Here is a 20,453-nt window from a genome sequence, read left to right on the forward strand (position 1 = left end):
ACACTTTATAATCAATACAGTGATAATACGTTCACTTTGTATTAACGCAGTTCAAACAGGCTTACCAACATTGTGGTATTCTGATGATATCCCTCGCGGAATTGAGGGATTAACTCAAATTTTCTTCTTTGCGGGCAAAAAACGACCGCGAAGTTAAGACTCTATAAGTAAGCAATGTCGAAACAAGGAGTGACCCATGCAGGTCAGCAGAAGGCAGTTCTTTAAGATCTGCGCTGGCGGTATGGCAGGCACCACGGCAGCGGCATTGGGCTTTGCGCCCGGTGTAGCGCTGGCGGAAACGCGGCAGTACAAACTGCTGCGTACCCGTGAAACCCGTAATACCTGTACGTACTGCTCTGTCGGTTGCGGGCTGTTGATGTATAGCCTCGGCGACGGTGCGAAAAACGCCAAAGCGTCTATCTTCCACATCGAAGGCGATCCGGATCATCCGGTCAACCGCGGTGCGCTGTGCCCGAAAGGCGCAGGTCTGGTGGACTTTATCCACTCAGAAAGCCGCCTGAAATTCCCCGAATACCGCGCTCCAGGCTCCGACAAATGGCAGCAAATCAGCTGGGATGATGCGTTTGACCGCATCGCAAAACTGATTAAAGAAGACCGCGATGCCAACTTCATCGACAAGAACGCCGACGGCGTCACGGTGAACCGCTGGCTCTCTACCGGGATGCTGTGTGCCTCTGCCTCCAGCAACGAAACCGGTTATTTAACCCAGAAATTTACGCGTGCACTCGGTATGCTCGCGGTCGACAACCAGGCGCGTGTCTGACACGGACCAACGGTAGCAAGTCTTGCTCCAACATTTGGTCGCGGTGCGATGACCAACCACTGGGTCGACATCAAGAACGCCAACCTCATCGTGGTGATGGGCGGTAACGCCGCTGAAGCGCACCCTGTCGGGTTCCGCTGGGCGATGGAAGCCAAAATCCACAACGGCGCAAAATTGATTGTTATCGATCCCCGCTTTACGCGTACTGCGTCAGTGGCGGATTTCTACACCCCTATTCGTTCAGGTACTGACATCACTTTCCTGTCAGGCGTATTGCTGTACCTGATGACCAACGAAAAATATAACCGCGAATACACCGAAGCCTATACCAACGCCAGCCTGATCGTGCGCGAGGATTATCACTTCGAAGATGGCCTGTTCAGCGGTTATGACGCCGAAAAACGCAAGTACGACAAAACCAGCTGGAACTACGAGCTGGATGAGAAAGGCTTTGCGAAGCGCGACACCACGCTGCAACACCCGCGCTGCGTGTGGAACCTGCTGAAGGAGCACGTTTCCCGCTACACGCCGGATGTGGTTGAAAACATCTGCGGTACGCCGAAGGCGGACTTCCTGAAAGTCTGTGAGCTTATCGCCGAAACCAGCGCGAAAGATAAAACCGCGTCGTTCCTGTATGCACTCGGCTGGACGCAACACTCCATCGGTGCGCAGAACATCCGTACTATGGCGATGGTGCAGTTGCTGCTCGGTAACATGGGGATGGCAGGCGGCGGCGTAAACGCCCTGCGCGGTCACTCCAACATCCAGGGTCTGACCGACCTCGGCCTGCTGTCTCAGAGCCTGACGGGTTATATGAACCTGCCAAGCGAGAAACAGCCTGACCTGCAAACCTATCTGACAGCCAGCACACCAAAACCGCTGCTGGAAGGCCAGGTGAACTACTGGGGCAACTATCCGAAGTTCTTCGTCTCGATGATGAAAGCGTTCTTCGGCGACAAAGCAACGGCTGAAAACAGCTGGGGCTATGACTGGCTACCGAAGTGGGACAAAGGTTACGACGTTCTTCAGTACTTCGAGATGATGAACCAGGGCAAGGTCAACGGCTATCTGTGCCAGGGCTTTAACCCGGTTGCCTCGTTCCCGAACAAGAACAAGGTTGTTGCATCCCTGTCAAAACTGAAGTTCCTGGTAACGATTGACCCACTCAATACCGAAACCTCGACCTTCTGGCAGAACCACGGTGAATCGAACGATGTCGATCCATCGAAGATTCAGACCGAGGTGTTCCGTCTGCCATCAACCTGCTTCGCGGAGGAGAACGGTTCTATCGTTAACTCCGGGCGCTGGTTGCAATGGCACTGGAAAGGCGCAGACGCCCCGGGGCTTGCCATGAACGATGGCGAGATCCTGGCTGGCATCTTCTTACGCCTGCGTAAGATGTACGCAGCCGAAGGCGGCGCCAACCCGGAACCGGTTCTGAACATGTCCTGGAACTACTCAACGCCGGAAAATCCATCTGCGGAAGAAGTGGCGATGGAAAGTAACGGTAAGGCGCTGGCGGATGTTATCGACCCGGCTACCGGTGCGGTTCTGGCGAAGAAAGGCGAACAGCTCAGCACCTTCGCACACCTGCGTGATGACGGTACAACATCCAGCGGTTGCTGGATCTTCGCTGGTAGCTGGACGCCGAAAGGCAACCAGATGGCCAACCGCGATAACGCCGACCCATCGGGTCTGGGTAATACGCTGGGCTGGGCATGGGCATGGCCGCTTAACCGCCGCATTCTGTATAACCGCGCCTCAGCAGACCCGCAGGGTAACCCGTGGGATCCGAAGCGTCAGCTTCTGAAGTGGGACGGAGCGAAGTGGGGCGGCGTGGATATTCCGGACTACAGCACTGCCGCACCAGGCAGCGATGTCGGGCCGTTTATCATGCAGCCTGAAGGGATGGGACGTCTGTTTGCTATCGATAAGATGGCAGAAGGGCCGTTCCCGGAACACTACGAGCCGTTTGAAACGCCGCTGGGTACCAACCCGCTGCACCCGAACGTGGTCTCTAACCCGGCAGCCCGTATCTTCAAGGGCGATTTCGAAGCGCTGGGTAAAAAAGACAAGTTCCCGTATGTGGGTACAACCTATCGTCTGACCGAACACTTCCACTACTGGACCAAGCACGCGCTGCTTAACGCCATCGCGCAGCCGGAACAGTTTGTGGAGATCGGCGAGAAGCTGGCGAACAAGCTCGGCATTGCCCACGGCGATACCGTGAAAGTCTCCTCTAACCGTGGCTATATCAAGGCCAAGGCAGTGGTGACCAAGCGTATTCGCACGCTGAACGTTCACGGTCAGCAGGTGGACACCATTGGTATTCCTATCCACTGGGGTTACGAGGGCGTGGCGAAGAAAGGGTTTATTGCTAACACCCTGACGCCGTTCGTCGGTGATGCGAACACGCAGACGCCGGAGTTTAAGGCCTTCCTCGTGAACGTGGAAAAGGTGTAACGGAGACGACTTATGGCTTATCAATCGCAAGACATTATTCGTCGTTCCGCGACTAACGGTTTCACTCCCGCGCCTCAGGCGCGGGACCACCAGCAGGAAGTGGCGAAGCTTATCGACGTGACCACCTGTATCGGCTGTAAAGCCTGTCAGGTGGCCTGTTCGGAGTGGAACGACATCCGTGATGAAGTCGGTCACAACGTCGGGGTGTACGACAACCCGGCGGACCTGACCGCCAAGTCCTGGACGGTAATGCGTTTCTCGGAAGTGGAGCAGAACGACAAACTGGAATGGCTTATCCGCAAAGACGGCTGTATGCACTGTGCGGATCCGGGTTGCCTGAAGGCGTGTCCGTCAGAAGGCGCTATCATTCAGTATGCCAACGGTATCGTCGACTTCCAGTCTGAGCAGTGCATTGGCTGCGGCTACTGCATTGCCGGCTGCCCGTTCGACGTGCCGCGACTGAACCCGGAAGACAACCGCGTCTACAAATGTACGCTGTGTGTTGACCGCGTAAACGTCGGCCAGGAGCCAGCCTGCGTGAAAACCTGCCCAACTGGGGCTATCCACTTTGGTTCCAAAGAGGATATGAAAACGCTGGCGGCAGAACGCGTGGGTGAGCTGAAAACCCGTGGTTACGACAACGCAGGCCTGTACGATCCGGCCGGAGTTGGCGGTACGCACGTGATGTACGTGCTGCACCACGCCGACAAGCCGAATCTGTATCACGGCCTGCCGGAGAACCCGGAAATCAGCGCGACCGTTAAGTTCTGGAAAGGCATCTGGAAACCGCTGGCAGCGGTCGGTTTTGCTGCCACCTTCGCGGCAAGCATCTTCCACTACGTCGGTGTCGGCCCGAACCGCGCGGAAGAGGAAGACGACAACCTGCATGAAGAGAAAGACGAGGTGCGCAAATGAGAAAACGTGACACCATCGTGCGCTATACCGCGCCGGACCGAATCAACCACTGGGTCACCGCCTTCTGCTTCATGCTGGCGGCGATAAGCGGACTGGGGTTCTTCTTCCCGTCCTTCAACTGGCTGATGCAGATCATGGGGACACCACAGCTGGCGCGTATACTGCACCCGTTTGTTGGCGTCATCATGTTCGCGTCGTTCATCATCATGTTTTTCCGATACTGGCACCATAACCTAATCAATCGGGATGATATCTTTTGGGCGAAGAATATTCGTAAGATCGTCGTCAACGAGGAAGTGGGTGATACCGGGCGTTATAACTTCGGCCAGAAATGCGTATTCTGGGCGGCGATTATCTTCCTGGTGCTGTTGCTGGTGAGCGGTGTGATCATCTGGCGTCCGTATTTTGCGCCTGCTTTCTCAATCCCGGTGATCCGATTTGCGCTGATGCTGCATTCATTTGCCGCAGTGGCGTTAATTGTGGTTATCATGGTGCATATTTACGCCGCCCTTTGGGTGAAAGGCACCATTACCGCGATGGTGGAAGGATGGGTAACCAGTACGTGGGCGAAGAAACACCACCCGCGCTGGTACCGTGAGGTCCGCCAGAAACAGGAAAAGTCATCTGAATGAGTATTCGCATAATCCCGCAAGATGAGCTGGGTTCGAGCGAAAAACGTACGGCGGAATATATTCCGCCGTTGTTATTCCCCAGACTCAAGAACCTCTATAACCGCCGCGCAGAGCGTCTGCGCGAGCTGGCAGAGAACAATCCTCTGGGCGACTTTTTGCGCTTTGCCGCGCTGATTGCCCACGCACAGGAAGTGGTGCTGTACGACCACCCTCTGCAAATGGATCTCACCGCGCGCATCAAAGAAGCCAATGAGCAGGGTAAACCGCCATTGGATATTCACGTGTTGCCGCGCGACAAACACTGGCACAAGCTGCTGCATTCGCTGATTGCCGAGCTGAAGCCGGAGATGAGCGGCACTGCGCTGGCAGTGATCGAGAACCTGGAAAAAGCGTCTGACATGGAGCTGGAAGAGATGGCGAGCGCGCTGTTTGCTTCCGATTTTACGCTTGTCAGCAGCGATAAAGCCCCGTTTATCTGGGCTGCGCTGTCGCTTTACTGGGCGCAAATGGCCAGCCTGATCCCGGGTAAAGCCCGCGCTGAATACGGCGAAGCGCGTCAGTTCTGCCCGGTGTGCGGTTCAATGCCGGTGTCCAGCATGGTGCAGATCGGTACGACCCAGGGGCTGCGCTACCTGCACTGCAACCTGTGCGAAACCGAATGGCACGTGGTGCGCGTGAAGTGCAGCAACTGCGAGCAGACCCGCGATCTGAACTACTGGTCGCTGGAAAACGAAGAAGCGGCAGTAAAAGCCGAAAGCTGCGGCGACTGCGGCACTTACCTGAAGATCCTGTATCAGGAAAAAGACCCTAAAGTCGAAGCGGTTGCCGACGATCTCGCCTCGCTGATTCTGGACGCAAAAATGGAGCAAGAGGGCTTTGCCCGTAGCTCTATCAACCCGTTCCTGTTCCCGGGTGAAGGGGAGTAATCTCCTGTGACAGTGCCGGGCGGCGTAAGCTTGCCCGGCCTACAGATGATAGGGTGAGATAACCCCAACAATTCCCGCAAAATCTTTCGTATTACGTGAAATCAATGGGCAATTTCTACTCTGGGCTGTGGCCAGAATGATGGCATCAGGCAGTTTCATCCCGTGTTCCTCACGGAGTAAAACGCTTCTTTCCGCGATATCACGCGACACATCGATAATCTCAAAAGCCCTCATCACAGCCGCCGTTTTTGCTTCATGACCGTGCCTGCGCGCACCGACCATCACTTCCATCCAGGTAATCAGGCTGATCGCCCGGCGCGATGCTGTGTTTTCAATCGCATTCGCTGCCTCAGTGCGATTATTAAAGAGATCGATAAGAATGTTGGTATCAAACACGGCCATGTGTTCCACAATTACCACTCCTCACGCAGCTTGCGTTCGTACTCAAGCCCATCTTCTTGCTGGTTCCCCCACAGACCCAGCGCATCACGAATAACCGAAGTGCTTTGCTGGTCGAGATACTGTTCTATCGCTTCGCGCAGCAATTCGGCACGAGGTTGATTCCGCAGCTGTTTGAGGTTATCCAGCCGTTGAATGACATCATCCGACAAATCGATCAGTATTCTGCCCATATCAAGGTTCACCAAAAGACTCATATATCATCCTAGTATATCATCAATGGTTAATTTTCAGACAAAATACTCCTTATCATTTTAAGGTCAAAGCTCATTTTAAAAATCGCGACCACTTTTGCGAACCGCTTTCCAGAATACACTTCCCATGTAAATCCTCTGTTTTCTTCTGCGATAATCCAGGTTATAACACTGTATATCCATACAGATTAAAGGTATTCACATGGCGCTGGAAAAGGGGATAGATAAACTGGTTCAGGATTTTATTGCCTCAGGAAGGCCCTCTTCGAGTAGCCAGAGTATTGATGACCGGAGGGAGGGATATCTCGCCAGTACGGTGCTCGCCGGGGAGACAGAAACGCGCATAACGGTTGAAAAACTTGAACGTGAAGGTATGACTTTCCAGGTCTACTCACCACGTAACGCGGCCAAATTACTGCCCACCGTTATTTATTATCACGGTGGCTGTTTTATCAGCGGCGGGTTTGAGACACATGACAATCAGCTCCGCCAGCTGGCGTATTACGGTAACTGTCGCGTGATTGCCATAAAATACAGGTTGGCGCCAGAACATACCTTTCCGGCAGCACATGATGATGCGGAAAAAGGGGCAAACCTGGTACGGAAGTACGCGGATACGTTTGGGGTGGATACAAACCGGATCACCCTCTGCGGAGACAGTGCAGGTGGCCATCTGGCACTGGTGACGTCACTACGGCTCAAGAAGGCCGGAGTCTGGTTACCCGCACAGCTGATTCTTATCTACCCCATGCTTGATGCTACCGCCAGGTCTGAAAGCTACACCCGCAATGGCATGGATTATGTCATCACCCGCGATACGCTGTTGAGCGGCTTTGAAATGTATCTGGCCGATACCGAAAAACTTCATCCTGAAGCCAGCCCGCTATGGCGAGATGATTTGAACGGTCTGCCGCCTGTACACATTATTACTGCCGAATTTGACCCGCTATGCGATGAGGGAGAAACACTCTATCAATATCTGACAGAACAAGGCGTGGTGTGTACGGCTCAGCGCTGGTTGGGCGTGATCCACGGCTTCTACCAGCTTGGCGGTATCAGCCAGTCAGCACGGGATGTCATACGAGATATCGCACGGCGAATTCATTCAGCCCGGCAATAAACCGGGCTGAATGAGGTTACTCTTCCTCGTTCCCACCCTCTTCATACGCGCCAAACGGCTTCGCAGGGAGAACGATGTAAGTACCTTCAAATACCGCACCCGATGTTTCGTCACCAAAAAGCTCAACCTGCATCTGCACGCGGGCTTTGCGGCCACGTGCCAGGCGGTCAAGATCGCCGCCGAGTGACCCCAGATCGGCAACGGCACTTGGCTTGCCGCTTATTGGGGCGCTATAGCGAATGTGGGCATCAGCAAGAATGATGGTGCCACCAAGATGGCGCTCGCGCAGCATCAGCCAGATAAGCCCCCAGCCAGTGAGCGTGGCCAACGAGAAAAGGCTGCCAGCAAACAGCGTATGGTGTGGGTTTTGATTGCCGATTTCCGGCATCGTGGTGATGAATTTTTGCCCCGTATACTGCTGGATACGAACACCCATTTTTTCACTCAGCGGGATGTGCTGATACCAGGCCTGTTGTAGCTGCCCGCACCAGTCTGCGCGATGCAAAATATCATCCAGCGTGGCAACGGGTTTAATCATCAGGAAATGGCGAACCGGAGTGGTTTGTGGTGTCGTGATTTCACCCTGGTTAACAAAACCCAGCTTAGCGAAAAACTCCACGGCATCTTCACGGGCGCTGCAGGTCACGCGCTTTACACCTTCCTGACGGGCGACGGACTCCAGCGTCATCGCCATCAGCGTGCCCAAACCTTTATCCTGTACTGAAGGATGCACTGCCATAAAACGAATGGAGGCTTCATTATCGGCGTTAATGTACAAACGCCCAACGGCGACGAGGTTACCCTCTTCATCCACCACCATCTGGTGATGCGCCATTGCATCCCAGGCGTCACGTTCAGAGCCCTGAGGCTGATGTAATGGCTTACGTAGCATTTCCCAGCGGAAATGGTAGTAAACGTCTAACTCTTCTTCTGTTTGCGGTACTCGAAGGTGATACATAGCTGTACTCTCTCTTGTTACCCGCGGCCACGCCGCCAGCTGGCTCATACCTGGAGCCAGAAAGTGACGGGGCCATCGTTCACCAGCGAAACCTGCATATCCGCAGCGAATCGTCCGGTTTGCGTATTCATTTCCTGTTGGCGACAACGCTCAACAAAGTACTCATAAAGCGCTTCTGCACGATCCGGTGCTGCTCCTCTGGAGAACCCCGGACGCATTCCGCGCTCGGTGTCCGCAGCAAGCGTAAATTGCGACACCACCAGCACGCTGCCTCCCGCCTGCTGGACATTGAGATTCATCTTCCCTTCTGCATCGCTAAAGATGCGGTAGCCCAGCACACGCTCACACAAGCGGTTGGCTTTTTGTTCGTCATCTTCCTTTTCGACACCTAACAACACTAAAAGTCCAGGGCCAATTTCACCCGTCACCTCTCCCTCCACGGTGACGCTGGCACGGGTTACGCGCTGAATCAATGCAATCATGGTTGGTCTGCTTCTTGTTGTTTTTCAGCTTCTGCTGTTTTTTTGAGTTCGCGATATATTCCGAGAGTGACAGTTATTTCGGCGCCAAGCAAGACGATACACCAGGTCCAGTACACCCAGACAAACAAAATGGGGATCACCGCCAGCACACCGTAGATCAGCTGATAAGACGGGAACATGGTGATATAGAGAGCAAATCCTTTTTTCCCCAGTTCAAAAAGCACTGCCGCCACCAGCGCGCCTAACACGGCATCGCGATTGGGTACGCGTGTGGTCGGAACCACGCTGTACAGCAGCCAGAACGAGAGCCAGGACAATATCAGCGGGAAAAGCCGCAGCGCATTGTCGATAACACCATTTAGCTCACTGGCCCAGCGCAACGAGAGCAGATACGAGCTTATCGCCAGGCTCGCCCCCGCAAGCAGCGGCCCAAGTGTCAAAATCATCCAGTAAACGGCAAAAGAGTACACTCTGGGTCGAATCCGCTTACTGCGCCAGATAGTGTTCAGCGCACTATCAATGGCATACATCAGCAGTAACGCCGTCACTATCAACCCACAGGCCCCAACGGCGGTCATCTTGTTGGAATTAGCAACAAACTGCTCGATGTAATTCTGAATCACATCCCCGGTGGCCGGAATAAAGTTAGCAAAGATGAAATGACGCAGCTGTAGGCTCACATCTGCAAACATCGGGAATGCAGAAAAAAGGGCAAAAACAACCGCCACCAGCGGCACTAACGAGAGCAACGACACGTAGGCAAGGTTGCCCGCCAGTGTCGTCATGTTGTCCTCATCAATGCGATGCCAGAGAAGTTTCAGCCACGACCTGAGCGGGCGGGTATGGTGAGCGGCTTTTTGATGAACGTTTTTTAGCATAACTGCTTCGCGAAATAGTTGGGTATCGTCTCTTTTCCGGTCACCAGAATTGACGTGATACCTAACTGGTTAGCTCCCTCTATATTATCGGCGTTGTCGTCAAAAAAGACCGCATCCGCCGCTGAGTATCCTTCTGCCTGCAATACAGCCTGATAAATTCGCGCCTCAGGTTTGCGCATTCCCATCTCCTGGGAGAGATAGACGTGATCCGCTGCGGCATTTACCTCAGGGTATTCATCTGGCCAGAATGTCGTGTGCAGACGGTTGGTATTTGACAGGACCACCACACGGTGCCCTTGTTTGCGAAGTTTGTTCATGATGTCTGTGACTTCCGGGCGGATCGCCACAAAGACAGCCTGCCAGCCGTGAGCAAACTGCTCGTAACTTAATGACAGGTCCATTTCGTGACAAAAGCGCTCGGCAAACTCTTCATCACTGATTTCACCGCGCTCATGCTGATGGAAAGTCTCACTCATCGCGAAGCTCTGTTTTAATGTCGCCAGCGGAACGCGGCTAAAGTCGCTCCATGCGCCCAGCACCCGATTAAAATCGATATCGACGATTACATTTCCTAAGTCAAAGATATAAAGCATGTTTATCTCCTTTCGCCGTGGAAAAGTAACTGTAGCGGGAAAGATAAGCTTTGGCTATGCGCCAGATTCAGCTTAGAGAAAGGAACAGCCCAAACCTGAACGTCGGGCTGTAGAAGGATTAATCCACCTGCTATTCGTCGTTTGAAATGACTTCAACGATTTCAACTTTGCTGGATTTAAGATGATTTTGCAGGGCTGAACCTGGAAGTTCATCAGTAAAGAGGGCCGTCGCCTGCGCCACATTACCAATTTCAACAGCGGCAGACGCGTGATATTTCGTATGATCAGCCGCCAGTAAAATATGCCGCGAGTGAGCCATCATGGTTTTCACTACGCTGGCTTCGTTGACGTCAAACTCCATCATTGCGCCGTCGTGTTCAATTGCTCCCACACTGGTCACCAGGTAATCAGCGCGGAAACCAGACACAAACGTAGTCGCCGCAGGCCCGATAATGCCCCCATTGTGCGGTCGCAGTGTGCCGCCAGGCACCATCACTTCAAAGCGCGGATTCTTATAAAGAATGTGCGCAACCCGTAGGCTGTTGGTGATGATGCGCAGATGATTATGGTTAAGCAGCGCGCGCGCAACATGTTCCACCGTGGTACCAATAGTGATGAATATTGTGGAACCATCAGGAATGTAGTCGGCAATGGCTTCAGCAATCGCCTGTTTTTCTTCCGTCAGTGAAACCTCGCGCTGCTCGAAGGCGGTATTCACCACACTAGATGCCCTGCCCGCGCCACCGTGGTGGCGGGTTATCAGCCCCTGCTCGCTCAACTTACGGATATCCCGACGCACCGTTTGCGTTGAGACATCCAGCAATTGTGCCAGTTCATCAATGTTCATATAGCCACGTTCAGCAATCAGCGTAAGCAACTGATCGTGCCGCGGGTTGCCTGTCATCTCGGTAAGGCTCATGGGCTGTCCTCTGAATACCATCACGCCCCGCATTTTATACAAAAAGTGACAAAAAAGAGCGGGTTTGATCACAGTCGGGTATACCTGCGCGTCCTCCAGGTTTTGTGCATTTCAGTGCTGCGACAGCACTGGCGAAACGCACAGCATCCCGTGAAGGCTCCTGTTGCCCCAGGCTGACAGCCAGCGCACCGTGAAAAACATCACCGGCCCCCGTAGTATCAACCACTTCAACGGTAAATCCGGGCTGATGGCAGAGCTCATCATTTTCCAGCCAGTAGCATCCTTCCCGGCCCTGCGTGACATAAACATGTCCATTTGTGAGCGTTTGTGCTTTTTTCAGTGCATCGATGGGATTATCCATCTGTGTCAACCGCTGCAGTCCCGGTGCGGAAAAGGCCGCGTGATCGCTTAACGCGATGAGTTCCGCGATATCTTGCGGGGTGACATCCGCATCAAGTAAGGTCTGCACGCCCTGCAGGCGCGCAAGGGTGAATGCCTGTTTTGCACCGTCATGCCAGCGCACATCGGCAAGTACAATATCCCATTGAGAGAAGTCGATATCCTGGAGCCAATCCGCCTCTGCAGGCAGATCGGGGCTGGGGTAGTTAGCAATCACACGCTCCCCACTAGCATCCACCATGACAGCGGATTGCGAAGAACGCGCACCTTTAATAATACGAGTGTATCGGGTATTCACCCCCAGGGATTCCAGCTCCGTGAGCAGTCTTGCCCCGGTATCGTCATCACCCACTCGGCCAATAAAATCCACTTTTGCCCCCAACTTTGCAGCAGCCACTGCTGCAGTTGCCGCAGGGCCGCCGCCCACTTCCGTATAGTCTTTTGCGACATACTTTCCACCTTCTTTCGGTAATTCATCGAGATACCAGATGCGATCCAGCACAGTGATGCCGACACAAACAATGCGAGTCATGGTGATTCCTTCTGCGTTTTCTGATGCTCTCATTTTAATTTCACAAAATGTTTAAAAAGTGACCCGTGTCAATTTTTTGACCATAAATTACAAATACGATCAAAAACAGACAATACAAACGCTCAATAATTGACACGATGTGACAGTACAGGAGAAAGGCATGTCAGCAATCGCATTTATCGGTTTAGGGCAGATGGGCGCGCCAATGGCGAAGAATCTGCTGAAACAGGGCCACCAGCTACACGTCTTTGATGTGAACCCGCAGGCGGTAAAGGTTCTGGTAGAGAGTGGCGCACAAGCGGCGGCCACACCCGCACAGGCAGCCACGGATGCTGAATTTGTTATCACCATGCTGCCAAACGGCGACCTGGTTCGTGCAGTTCTTTTCAGCGAGCATGGTGTCTGTGAAGGGTTATCCCGCGAAGCGCTGGTCATTGATATGTCGACCATTCATCCACTTCAGACCGATGGACTGATCCAGGAAATGGCGGAACGGGGCTTCAGCCTGATGGACGTCCCTGTAGGGCGCACGTCGGACCATGCTATCGCCGGAACGCTACTCCTTCTGGCAGGCGGTACGTCGCAGCAGGTCGAACGTGCAACACCTGTACTCATGGCGATGGGTAATGAGCTAATTAACGCTGGCGGGCCAGGTATGGGTATCCGCGTGAAACTTATCAATAACTACATGAGTATCGCCCTGAACGCACTTTCCGCAGAGGCGGCCGTGCTGTGCGAAGCCCTTGGCCTCTCCTTTGATGTGGCGCTAAAAGTGATGAGCGGTACCCCAGCAGGCAAGGGCCACTTCACGACATCATGGCCGAACAAGGTGCTGAAAGGCGATCTCACCCCGGCCTTTATGATCGACCTTGCGCATAAGGATCTCGGGATCGCACTGGACGTGGCAAATCAGCTTCATGTCCCAATGCCGCTCGGTGCAGCCTCCCGCGAAGTCTACAACCAGGCACGTGCCGCCGGACGCGGGCGTGAAGACTGGACAGCCATTCTTGAACAAGTTCGCGCATCCGCCGGGCTGAAATAATCAAACAGATAAGTAAGGAATAAGGAATGACGATGTACTCCCTGAAAGATATCACCCGACCTTCCGGCGGTTTTGCGATGCTGGCCGTTGACCAGCGCGAAGCAATGCGCCTGATGTTTGCTGCAGCAGGTGCACCTGTACCCGTCACCGATCAGCACCTCACGGATTTTAAGGTGAACGCTGCCAAAATCCTGTCGCCGTATGCCTCCGCCATTCTGGTCGACCAGCAGTTCTGCTATCGCCAGATTGTCGAGCAACAGGCCGTCGCCAAAAGCTGCGCGATGATTGTTGCCGCCGACGAGTTTATTCCGGGGAACGGTATTCCGGTCGATAGCGTGGTGATTGATAAAAACATTGATGCCCGGGCGGTCAAACGTGACGGCGGCAAGGCACTGAAGCTGCTGGTGCTGTGGCGCAGCGATGAAGATCCGCTGCAGCGTCTGGAGATGGTGAAAGCGTTCAACACGCTGTGTCACGACAATGGGCTGCTCAGCATCATTGAACCCGTGGTGCGTCCACCGCGTCGCGGTGCCACGTTTAACCGCGAGCAGGCCATTATTGATGCCGCCAAAGAGCTGGGTGACAGCGGGGCGGATCTCTACAAAGTGGAGATGCCGCTGTTGGGTAAAGGCACGCAGCAGGCGCTGCTGGCCGCCTCGCAAAAGTTGAACGAGCAGATCAACATGCCGTGGGTGATCCTCTCTTCCGGCGTGGATGACAAACTCTTCCCGCGGGCGGTGCAGGTTGCCATGCAGGCAGGCGCTTCAGGCTTTTTAGCCGGTCGTGCCGTCTGGTCGTCCGTGGTGGGGCTGCCGGATACTGAAATGATGCTGCGCGACGTCTCTGTGCCGAAACTGCAGCGTTTGGGTGAGATCGTCGACGAAATGATGGCCCGCCGTTAAGAAAGGACCCGAACATGAAATGGTTTAACACCCTGAGCCATAACCACTGGCTCGAACAAGAGACCGACCGTATTTTCGATTTCGGTAAAAACGCCGCCGTGCCGACCGGCTTTGGCTGGCTGGGCAATAACGGCCAGGTGCGTAGCGATATGGGCACCCATCTGTGGATCACCGCCCGTATGCTGCACGTGTACTCGGTGGCGGCGAACATGGGGCGTCCCGGTGCGTATGCTCTGGTTGAGCATGGCATCAATGCCCTCAACGGCCCTCTGCGCGACAAGCAGCACGGCGGTTGGTACGCCTGCGTAAACGATGAAGGCGTAATTGATGCCTCCAAGCAGGGCTATCAACACTTCTTCGTGCTGCTGGGCGCGGCGAGCGCCGTCACCACCGGCCATCCGCAGGCACGCAGGCTGCTGGACAACGCCATCGAGGTGATTGAGCGCTACTTCTGGAGCGAGGAAGAACAAATGTGCCTCGAATCCTGGGACGAGGCCTTCAGCAAAACCGAGGATTATCGCGGTGGTAACGCCAACATGCACGCCGTGGAAGCCTTCCTGATCGTCTATGACGTGACCCACGATCGTAAATGGCTCGACCGCGCCCTGCACATCGCCTCGGTGATTATTCACAACGTGGCGCGCAAAGGTGAGTACCGCGTTAACGAGCATTTCGACGCCAACTGGAACCCGATCCGCGATTACAACATCGACAATCCTGCACACCGCTTCCGCGCCTACGGCGGTACGCCGGGCCATTGGATTGAGTGGGGCCGTCTGATGTTGCACCTGCGCGCCGCGCTGGAAGCCCGTTTTGAAACCCCGCCTGAGTGGCTGCTTGAGGATGCGAAGGGTCTGTTCCACGCCACCATCCGCGACGCCTGGGCGCCAGACGGGGCCGATGGTTTTGTCTACTCCGTGGGCTGGGACGGCAAGCCTATCGTGCGCGAACGCGTGCGCTGGCCGATTGTCGAGGCAATGGGCACCGCCTATGCGCTGTACACCGTCACAGGAGAGGCGCAGTACGAAACCTGGTATCAGAAGTGGTGGGATTACTGCATTAAGTACCTGATGGATTACGAGAACGGTTCCTGGTGGCAGGAGCTGGATACCAATAACGAAGTGACCACCAAGGTCTGGGACGGCAAGCAAGATATTTACCATCTGTTGCACTGCCTGGTGATCCCGCGTTTGCCTCTGGCGCCAGGGTTAGCCCCTGCCGTTGCCGCCGGGTTACTGGATAGTCAGGCCAAATAATAAAGACGGAGATCTTATGCGTACCCTACACAATATTATTCTGAAAAATAACGAAAATGGTTTCACCCTGAGCTGGCAGGACCGCCTGATTTTGTCTCACTCCATTGATGCTCCTTGCCTGTGGATTGGCGCAGGTACTGCGGACATCGACATGTTCCGCGGCAACTTCAGCATCAAGGATAAGCTCAACGAAAAGATTGCGCTGACGAAAGCCACCGTCTCGCAGCAAGGCACTGGCTGGGCGATTCGCTTCACCCGAGGCGACGCGGTGAGCGCCACATTGCGGGTGGGTCTGGACAATGAAGGCCGGCTGGAGCTGAAACTAAAAAACGATGCTATCCACCATAATCGCATCTGGCTGCGACTGGCTGCTCAGCCAGACGACCATATTTACGGCTGCGGAGAGCAGTTCTCTTACTTTGACCTGCGCGGCAAGCCCTTCCCCCTATGGACCAGCGAACAGGGCGTGGGACGTAATAAGCAGACCTACGTGACCTGGCAAGCTGACTGCAAAGAGAATGCGGGCGGCGATTACTACTGGACCTTCTTCCCGCAGCCCACGTTCGTGAGTACACAGAAATACTACTGCCACGTTGATAACAGCTGCTACATGAATTTCGACTTCAGCGCGCCGGACTTCCACGAGCTGGCCTTCTGGGAAGATAACGCCACACTGCGCTTCGAATGTGCTGAAACCTACGTCGATCTGCTGGAAAAACTGACGGCACTGCTGGGCCGCCAGCCCGAGCTTCCGGACTGGGTTTACGGCGGCGTTACGCTGGGCGTTCAGGGTGGCACCGAGGTCTGTCAGCAGAAGCTCGACACCCTGCGCAATGGCGGAGTGAAGGTAAATGGTATCTGGGCGCAGGACTGGTCCGGCATCCGTATGACCTCCTTCGGTAAACGCGTGATGTGGAACTGGAAATGGAATAGCGAACTTTATCCGCAGCTTGATGAACGTATTGTGCAGTGGAAACAAGAAGGTGTGCAGTTCCTCTCCTACATCAACCCTTATGTCGCCAGTGATAAAGATCTCTGCGAAGAGGCAGCCAAACGCGGCTATCTGACCAAAAACGCAGAAGGTGAGGACTACCACGTTGAGTTCGGCGAATTCTACGCGGGCGTTATCGACCTGACCAATCCTGAAGCCTACGGTTGGTACAAAGAGATCATCAAAAAGAACCTAATCGAGCTGGGCTGCGGGGGCTGGATGGCCGATTTTGGGGAATATCTGCCGACTGATACTTTCCTGCACAACGGCGTTAGCGCAGAGATCATGCACAACGCCTGGCCAGCCCTGTGGGCCAAATGTAACTACGAGGCACTGGAAGAGACCGGCAAACTTGGCGAGATCTTGTTCTTTATGCGTGCGGGTTATACCGGCAGCCAGAAGCACTCAGTGATGATGTGGGCTGGCGATCAGAACGTCGACTGGAGCCTGGACGACGGTCTGGCGTCGGTAGTTCCGGCTGCACTGTCTCTAGCGATGACCGGACACGGCCTGCACCACAGCGATATCGGCGGCTATACCACGCTCTTTGAGATGAAACGCAGTAAAGAGCTGCTGCTCCGCTGGTGTGATTTCAGCGCTTTTACACCGATGATGCGCACCCATGAAGGCAACCGTCCTGGCGATAACTGGCAGTTTGACGGCGATGCGGAAACCATCGCGCACTTCGCGCGTATGACCACTGTTTTCACCACCCTGAAACCCTACATCAAAGCTGCCGTCGCACAGAATGCGAAAACCGGCCTGCCGGTGATGCGCCCGCTGTTCCTGCACTACGAGGACGATGCGCGCGCCTACACGCTGAAATACCAGTATCTGTTTGGCCGCGATCTGCTGGTAGCGCCCGTTCACGAGGAGGGGCGCACCGACTGGACGCTCTATCTGCCGCAGGATAGCTGGGTGAATGCGTGGACCGGGGAATGCTGCCAGGGCGGAGACGTGACCGTAGATGCCCCGCTCGGCAAGCCGCCGGTCTTCTGGCGCCAGCACAGCGAATGGGCAGATCTGTTTAGCACCTTACGTCATATCTGATAAGGCTCGCCCGCAGGGAAACCTGCGGGCAGACGGAGAACAATAATGAGTCAACATACTTCCGATCCGGCAACCCTGCGCCTGCCGTTTAAAGAAAAACTCGCCTACGGGATGGGCGACCTCGGCTCTAACATCCTGCTGGATATCGGCACGCTGTATCTGCTGAAGTTTTACACCGACGTGCTGGGCCTGCCGGGCACCTACGGCGGGATCATCTTCCTGATTGCGAAGTTCTTTACCGCCTTTACCGACATGGGCACCGGGATCATGCTCGACTCCCGGCGCAAGATTGGCCCGAAAGGAAAATTCCGCCCGTTCGTGCTGTACGCCGCCTTCCCGGTGACCCTGCTGGCGATAGCCAACTTCGTCGGCACGCCGTTTGAGATCACCGGAAAAACAGTGATGGCAACGGTGCTGTTCATGCTGTATGGCCTGTTCTTCAGCATGATGAACTGCTCCTACGGCGCGATGGTGCCAGCCATTACCAAAAACCCAGACGAGCGCGCCTCGCTGGCCGCCTGGCGTCAGGGCGGTGCCACGCTGGGCCTGCTGCTCTGTACCGTGGGCTTTGTTCCGGTGATGAACCTGATCGAAGGCAATGATCAGCTTGGGTATGTCTTTGCCGCCACCCTCTTCTCGCTGTTCGGACTGTTCTTTATGTGGTGGTGCTACAAAGGCGTGACCGAACGTTACGTCGAAACGCAGCCCGCCAATCCGGCGCAGAAGCCTGGACTACTGCAGTCGTTTCGCGCCATCGCCGGAAACCGACCGCTGTTTATCCTGTGTATCGCCAACCTGTGTACGCTAGGCGCTTTCAACGTCAAACTCGCCATTCAGGTTTACTACACACAGTATGTGCTTAACGACCCGATTCTTCTGTCGTATATGGGTTTCTTCAGCATGGGCTGTATTTTTATCGGCGTCTTTATGATGCCCGGTGCGGTACGGCGCTTCGGTAAGAAAAAGGTCTACATCAGCGGATTGATGATTTGGGTGGCTGGCGATCTGCTCAATTATTTCTTCGGCGGCGGATCGGTGAGCTTTGTGGCGTTCTCCTGTCTCGCGTTCTTCGGCTCCGCGTTTGTGAACAGCCTGAACTGGGCGCTGGTCTCCGACACCGTGGAATACGGTGAGTGGCGCACCGGCGTGCGCTCAGAGGGAACGGTCTATACCGGCTTTACCTTCTTCCGCAAGGTATCCCAGGCGCTGGCGGGCTTCTTCCCGGGCATCATGCTCACTCAGATCGGCTATGTGCCCAACGTGGTGCAATCCGCCGGCACGGTTGAAGGGCTGCGGCAGCTGATATTTATCTACCCGAGCCTGCTGGCGGTCATCACCATCGTGGCGATGGGCTGCTTCTACAACCTCAACGAGAAGATGTACGTGCGCATTGTGGAAGAGATAGAACTGCGCAAGCGTCCGGCCTGAATGACTTTAAAATAGCGCCCGACGGGGCGCTATGAGGATCGACCATGAACCACAACACAGATCCGTTAACCCTGAAGCTGAGCCTGCGTGAGAAGTGCGCCTATGGGATGGGCGATTTTGGCTCAAACCTGATGCTCTGTATTGGCACGCTGTACCTGCTGAAGTTTTACACTGACGAACTGGGCATGCCCGCGTTCTATGGCGGCATTATTTTCCTTGTCGCTAAATTCTTTACCGCGTTTACCGACATGCTGACCGGCGTGCTGCTGGACTCCCGGCGTAACATCGGTGCGAGGGGAAAATTCAGGCCGTTTATTCTTTACGCCTCCGTTCCGGTGGCGCTAGTCGCGACGGCGCAATTTATGGCCAACGACTTTAGCCTGACGGTGAAAACGGCCCTCGCTACTGTGCTCTTTATGCTGTTCGGGCTGTGCTATAGCCTGATGAACTGCGCATATGGCGCGATGGTGCCCGCCATCACCAAAAACCCCAACGAGCGCGCGCAGCTGGCGGCGTGGCGTCAGGGTGGTGCAACGGTCGGGTTGTTGCTCTGCACCGTCGGCTTTATGCCCATTCAGGCGCTGTTCGTCCACCAGCCCTCTCTCGGCTATCTGGTTGCCGCGCTGATTTTCGTTACGGGCGGACTGTTCTGCATGTGGTGGTGCTACAGCGGCGTGAAGGAGCGCTACGTGGAGGTCACGCCCGATCATCACAAACCCGGCATCCTGAAATCGTTCTGCGCGATTTTCCGCAACCCGCCGCTGCTGGTGCTGTGCATCGCCAATCTGTGCACCCTCGCCGCGTTTAATATCAAGCTGGCGATTCAGGTCTATTACACCCAGTACGTGCTCAACGATCTCCATCTGCTGTCCTGGATGGGTTTTTTCAGTATGGGTTGCATTCTGGTAGGCGTGTTTCTGGTGCCGAGCGCGGTTAAGCGTTTTGGCAAGAAGCCGGTTTATCTGAGCGGGCTGGCGCTGTGGGCGGTAGGCGACGTGCTGAACTTCTTCTGGGGAACCAGCTCCCTGCTGTTCGTGCTCTTTTCCTGCATGGCCTTCTTTGGCACGGCGTTTGTGAATAGCCTCAACTGGGCGCTGGTGCCGGATACCGTCGACTACGGCGAGTGGAAAACGGGCATCCGCGCCGAAGGGTCGGTGTATACCGGCTATACCTTCTCGCGCAAAATCTCCGCAGCCCTCGCCGGGTTCCTGCCGGGAATTATGCTGACCCAGATTGGCTATATTCCCCATGCCGTGCAGAGCGCTGGCACGCTGCTGGGCTTACGTCAGCTTATTTTCCTTTGGCCTTGCGGCCTGGCAATTGTCGCCGCCATCACTATGGGACTCTTTTATAAACTCAACGAAGCGCGCTTCGCTTTCATAATAGAGGAGATTGGTAAACGGAAAAAACAACCCGCAAATACCTCAAAGATAACAACCAACAATAAAGCGTCAGCAGTCACTTTATAACAATAAATCCGGCCACGACTCCCTTCCTGTTTACAGGAGGGGCGGCCCTTCTGTACCTGAT

Annotated in this window: 19 protein-coding genes; 11 read left to right on the forward strand and 8 right to left on the reverse strand. The window is 54.8% G+C overall.

What is annotated here, in order from left to right; genetic code table 11:
• Positions 1–196: 196 nt before the first annotated feature.
• The 4 genes from fdnG to fdhE are packed head-to-tail and all read left to right on the forward strand — an operon-like array spanning position 197 to position 5,720.
• Positions 197–3,247 (forward strand): formate dehydrogenase-N subunit alpha, encoded by a 3,051-nt coding sequence (gene fdnG / locus M987_RS05465; RefSeq protein WP_088201878.1) that lies wholly within the window; start codon positions 197–199, stop codon positions 3,245–3,247.
• A gap of 12 nt (positions 3,248–3,259) precedes the next feature.
• Entirely contained in the window at positions 3,260–4,162 is a 903-nt protein-coding gene (gene fdxH / locus M987_RS05470) for a formate dehydrogenase subunit beta (RefSeq protein WP_014072386.1), read from the forward strand.
• Positions 4,159–4,794, forward strand: a complete 636-nt coding sequence (fdoI, locus tag M987_RS05475; protein ID WP_014072387.1) for a formate dehydrogenase cytochrome b556 subunit — start codon at positions 4,159–4,161, stop codon at positions 4,792–4,794. The genes fdxH and fdoI overlap by 4 nt, the downstream gene beginning before the upstream one ends.
• The gene (gene fdhE, locus M987_RS05480; RefSeq protein ID WP_014072388.1) at positions 4,791–5,720 is read left to right on the forward strand and encodes a formate dehydrogenase accessory protein FdhE; all 930 of its coding nucleotides are present in this window, start codon (positions 4,791–4,793) and stop codon (positions 5,718–5,720) included. The genes fdoI and fdhE overlap by 4 nt, the downstream gene beginning before the upstream one ends.
• 39 nt (positions 5,721–5,759) lie before the next feature.
• Here fdhE and M987_RS05485 read toward each other — a convergent pair whose 3' ends face one another.
• Both M987_RS05485 and M987_RS05490 read right to left on the reverse strand, forming a co-directional pair.
• Positions 5,760–6,131: a type II toxin-antitoxin system VapC family toxin gene (locus M987_RS05485; RefSeq protein WP_014072389.1), complete on the reverse strand. Its 372-nt coding sequence runs from the start codon at positions 6,129–6,131 to the stop codon at positions 5,760–5,762.
• A 2-nt stretch (positions 6,132–6,133) separates the two neighbouring features.
• Complete coding sequence (locus M987_RS05490; RefSeq protein ID WP_014072390.1) at positions 6,134–6,376, reverse strand: ribbon-helix-helix protein, CopG family; 243 nt, start codon at positions 6,374–6,376, stop codon at positions 6,134–6,136.
• 199 nt (positions 6,377–6,575) lie between these two features.
• Here M987_RS05490 and M987_RS05495 point away from each other — a divergent pair, with 199 nt between their 5' ends.
• A complete protein-coding gene (locus tag M987_RS05495) occupies positions 6,576–7,493 on the forward strand; it encodes an alpha/beta hydrolase (protein ID WP_014072391.1) in 918 nt (305 codons plus the stop codon).
• A gap of 16 nt (positions 7,494–7,509) precedes the next feature.
• Here M987_RS05495 and fabY read toward each other — a convergent pair whose 3' ends face one another.
• From fabY to M987_RS05525, 6 genes are all read right to left on the reverse strand, one after another.
• Complete coding sequence (gene fabY / locus M987_RS05500) at positions 7,510–8,451, reverse strand: fatty acid biosynthesis protein FabY (protein ID WP_041162159.1); 942 nt, start codon at positions 8,449–8,451, stop codon at positions 7,510–7,512.
• A gap of 44 nt (positions 8,452–8,495) precedes the next feature.
• Positions 8,496–8,933 (reverse strand): D-aminoacyl-tRNA deacylase, encoded by a 438-nt coding sequence (dtd, locus tag M987_RS05505; protein WP_014072393.1) that lies wholly within the window; start codon positions 8,931–8,933, stop codon positions 8,496–8,498.
• Positions 8,930–9,811, reverse strand: a complete 882-nt coding sequence (locus tag M987_RS05510) for a virulence factor BrkB family protein (RefSeq protein ID WP_014072394.1) — start codon at positions 9,809–9,811, stop codon at positions 8,930–8,932. Before M987_RS05510 ends, dtd begins: the two co-directional genes overlap by 4 nt.
• The gene (gene yihX / locus M987_RS05515) at positions 9,805–10,404 is read right to left on the reverse strand and encodes a glucose-1-phosphatase (RefSeq protein WP_014072395.1); all 600 of its coding nucleotides are present in this window, start codon (positions 10,402–10,404) and stop codon (positions 9,805–9,807) included. The genes M987_RS05510 and yihX overlap by 7 nt, the downstream gene beginning before the upstream one ends.
• 130 nt (positions 10,405–10,534) lie before the next feature.
• Entirely contained in the window at positions 10,535–11,323 is a 789-nt protein-coding gene (locus tag M987_RS05520; RefSeq protein ID WP_014072396.1) for a DeoR/GlpR family DNA-binding transcription regulator, read from the reverse strand.
• Between the two features lie 34 nt (positions 11,324–11,357).
• The gene (locus tag M987_RS05525; RefSeq protein WP_014072397.1) at positions 11,358–12,254 is read right to left on the reverse strand and encodes a sugar kinase; all 897 of its coding nucleotides are present in this window, start codon (positions 12,252–12,254) and stop codon (positions 11,358–11,360) included.
• Positions 12,255–12,414: 160 nt separating this feature from the next.
• Here M987_RS05525 and yihU point away from each other — a divergent pair, with 160 nt between their 5' ends.
• The 6 genes from yihU to M987_RS05555 are packed head-to-tail and all read left to right on the forward strand — an operon-like array spanning position 12,415 to position 20,392.
• A complete protein-coding gene (yihU, locus tag M987_RS05530) occupies positions 12,415–13,296 on the forward strand; it encodes a sulfolactaldehyde 3-reductase (RefSeq protein ID WP_014072398.1) in 882 nt (293 codons plus the stop codon).
• Positions 13,297–13,322: 26 nt separating this feature from the next.
• Positions 13,323–14,198 carry a sulfofructosephosphate aldolase gene (gene yihT, locus M987_RS05535; protein ID WP_014072399.1) on the forward strand — a complete coding sequence of 292 codons (876 nt, stop codon included), beginning with the start codon at positions 13,323–13,325 and terminating at the stop codon, positions 14,196–14,198.
• Positions 14,199–14,212: 14 nt separating this feature from the next.
• Positions 14,213–15,454, forward strand: coding sequence for a sulfoquinovose isomerase (gene yihS, locus M987_RS05540; protein WP_014072400.1), 1,242 nt, complete (start codon positions 14,213–14,215; stop codon positions 15,452–15,454).
• A 16-nt stretch (positions 15,455–15,470) separates the two neighbouring features.
• Positions 15,471–17,495, forward strand: a complete 2,025-nt coding sequence (locus tag M987_RS05545) for an alpha-glucosidase (protein ID WP_014072401.1) — start codon at positions 15,471–15,473, stop codon at positions 17,493–17,495.
• Between the two features lie 45 nt (positions 17,496–17,540).
• Entirely contained in the window at positions 17,541–18,923 is a 1,383-nt protein-coding gene (locus M987_RS05550; RefSeq protein WP_014072402.1) for an MFS transporter, read from the forward strand.
• Positions 18,924–18,967: 44 nt separating this feature from the next.
• Entirely contained in the window at positions 18,968–20,392 is a 1,425-nt protein-coding gene (locus M987_RS05555; protein ID WP_014072403.1) for an MFS transporter, read from the forward strand.
• Positions 20,393–20,453: the final 61 nt, after the last annotated feature.

The organism is Enterobacter soli ATCC BAA-2102, assembly GCF_001654845.1.
Taxonomy (GTDB): domain Bacteria; phylum Pseudomonadota; class Gammaproteobacteria; order Enterobacterales; family Enterobacteriaceae; genus Enterobacter; species Enterobacter soli.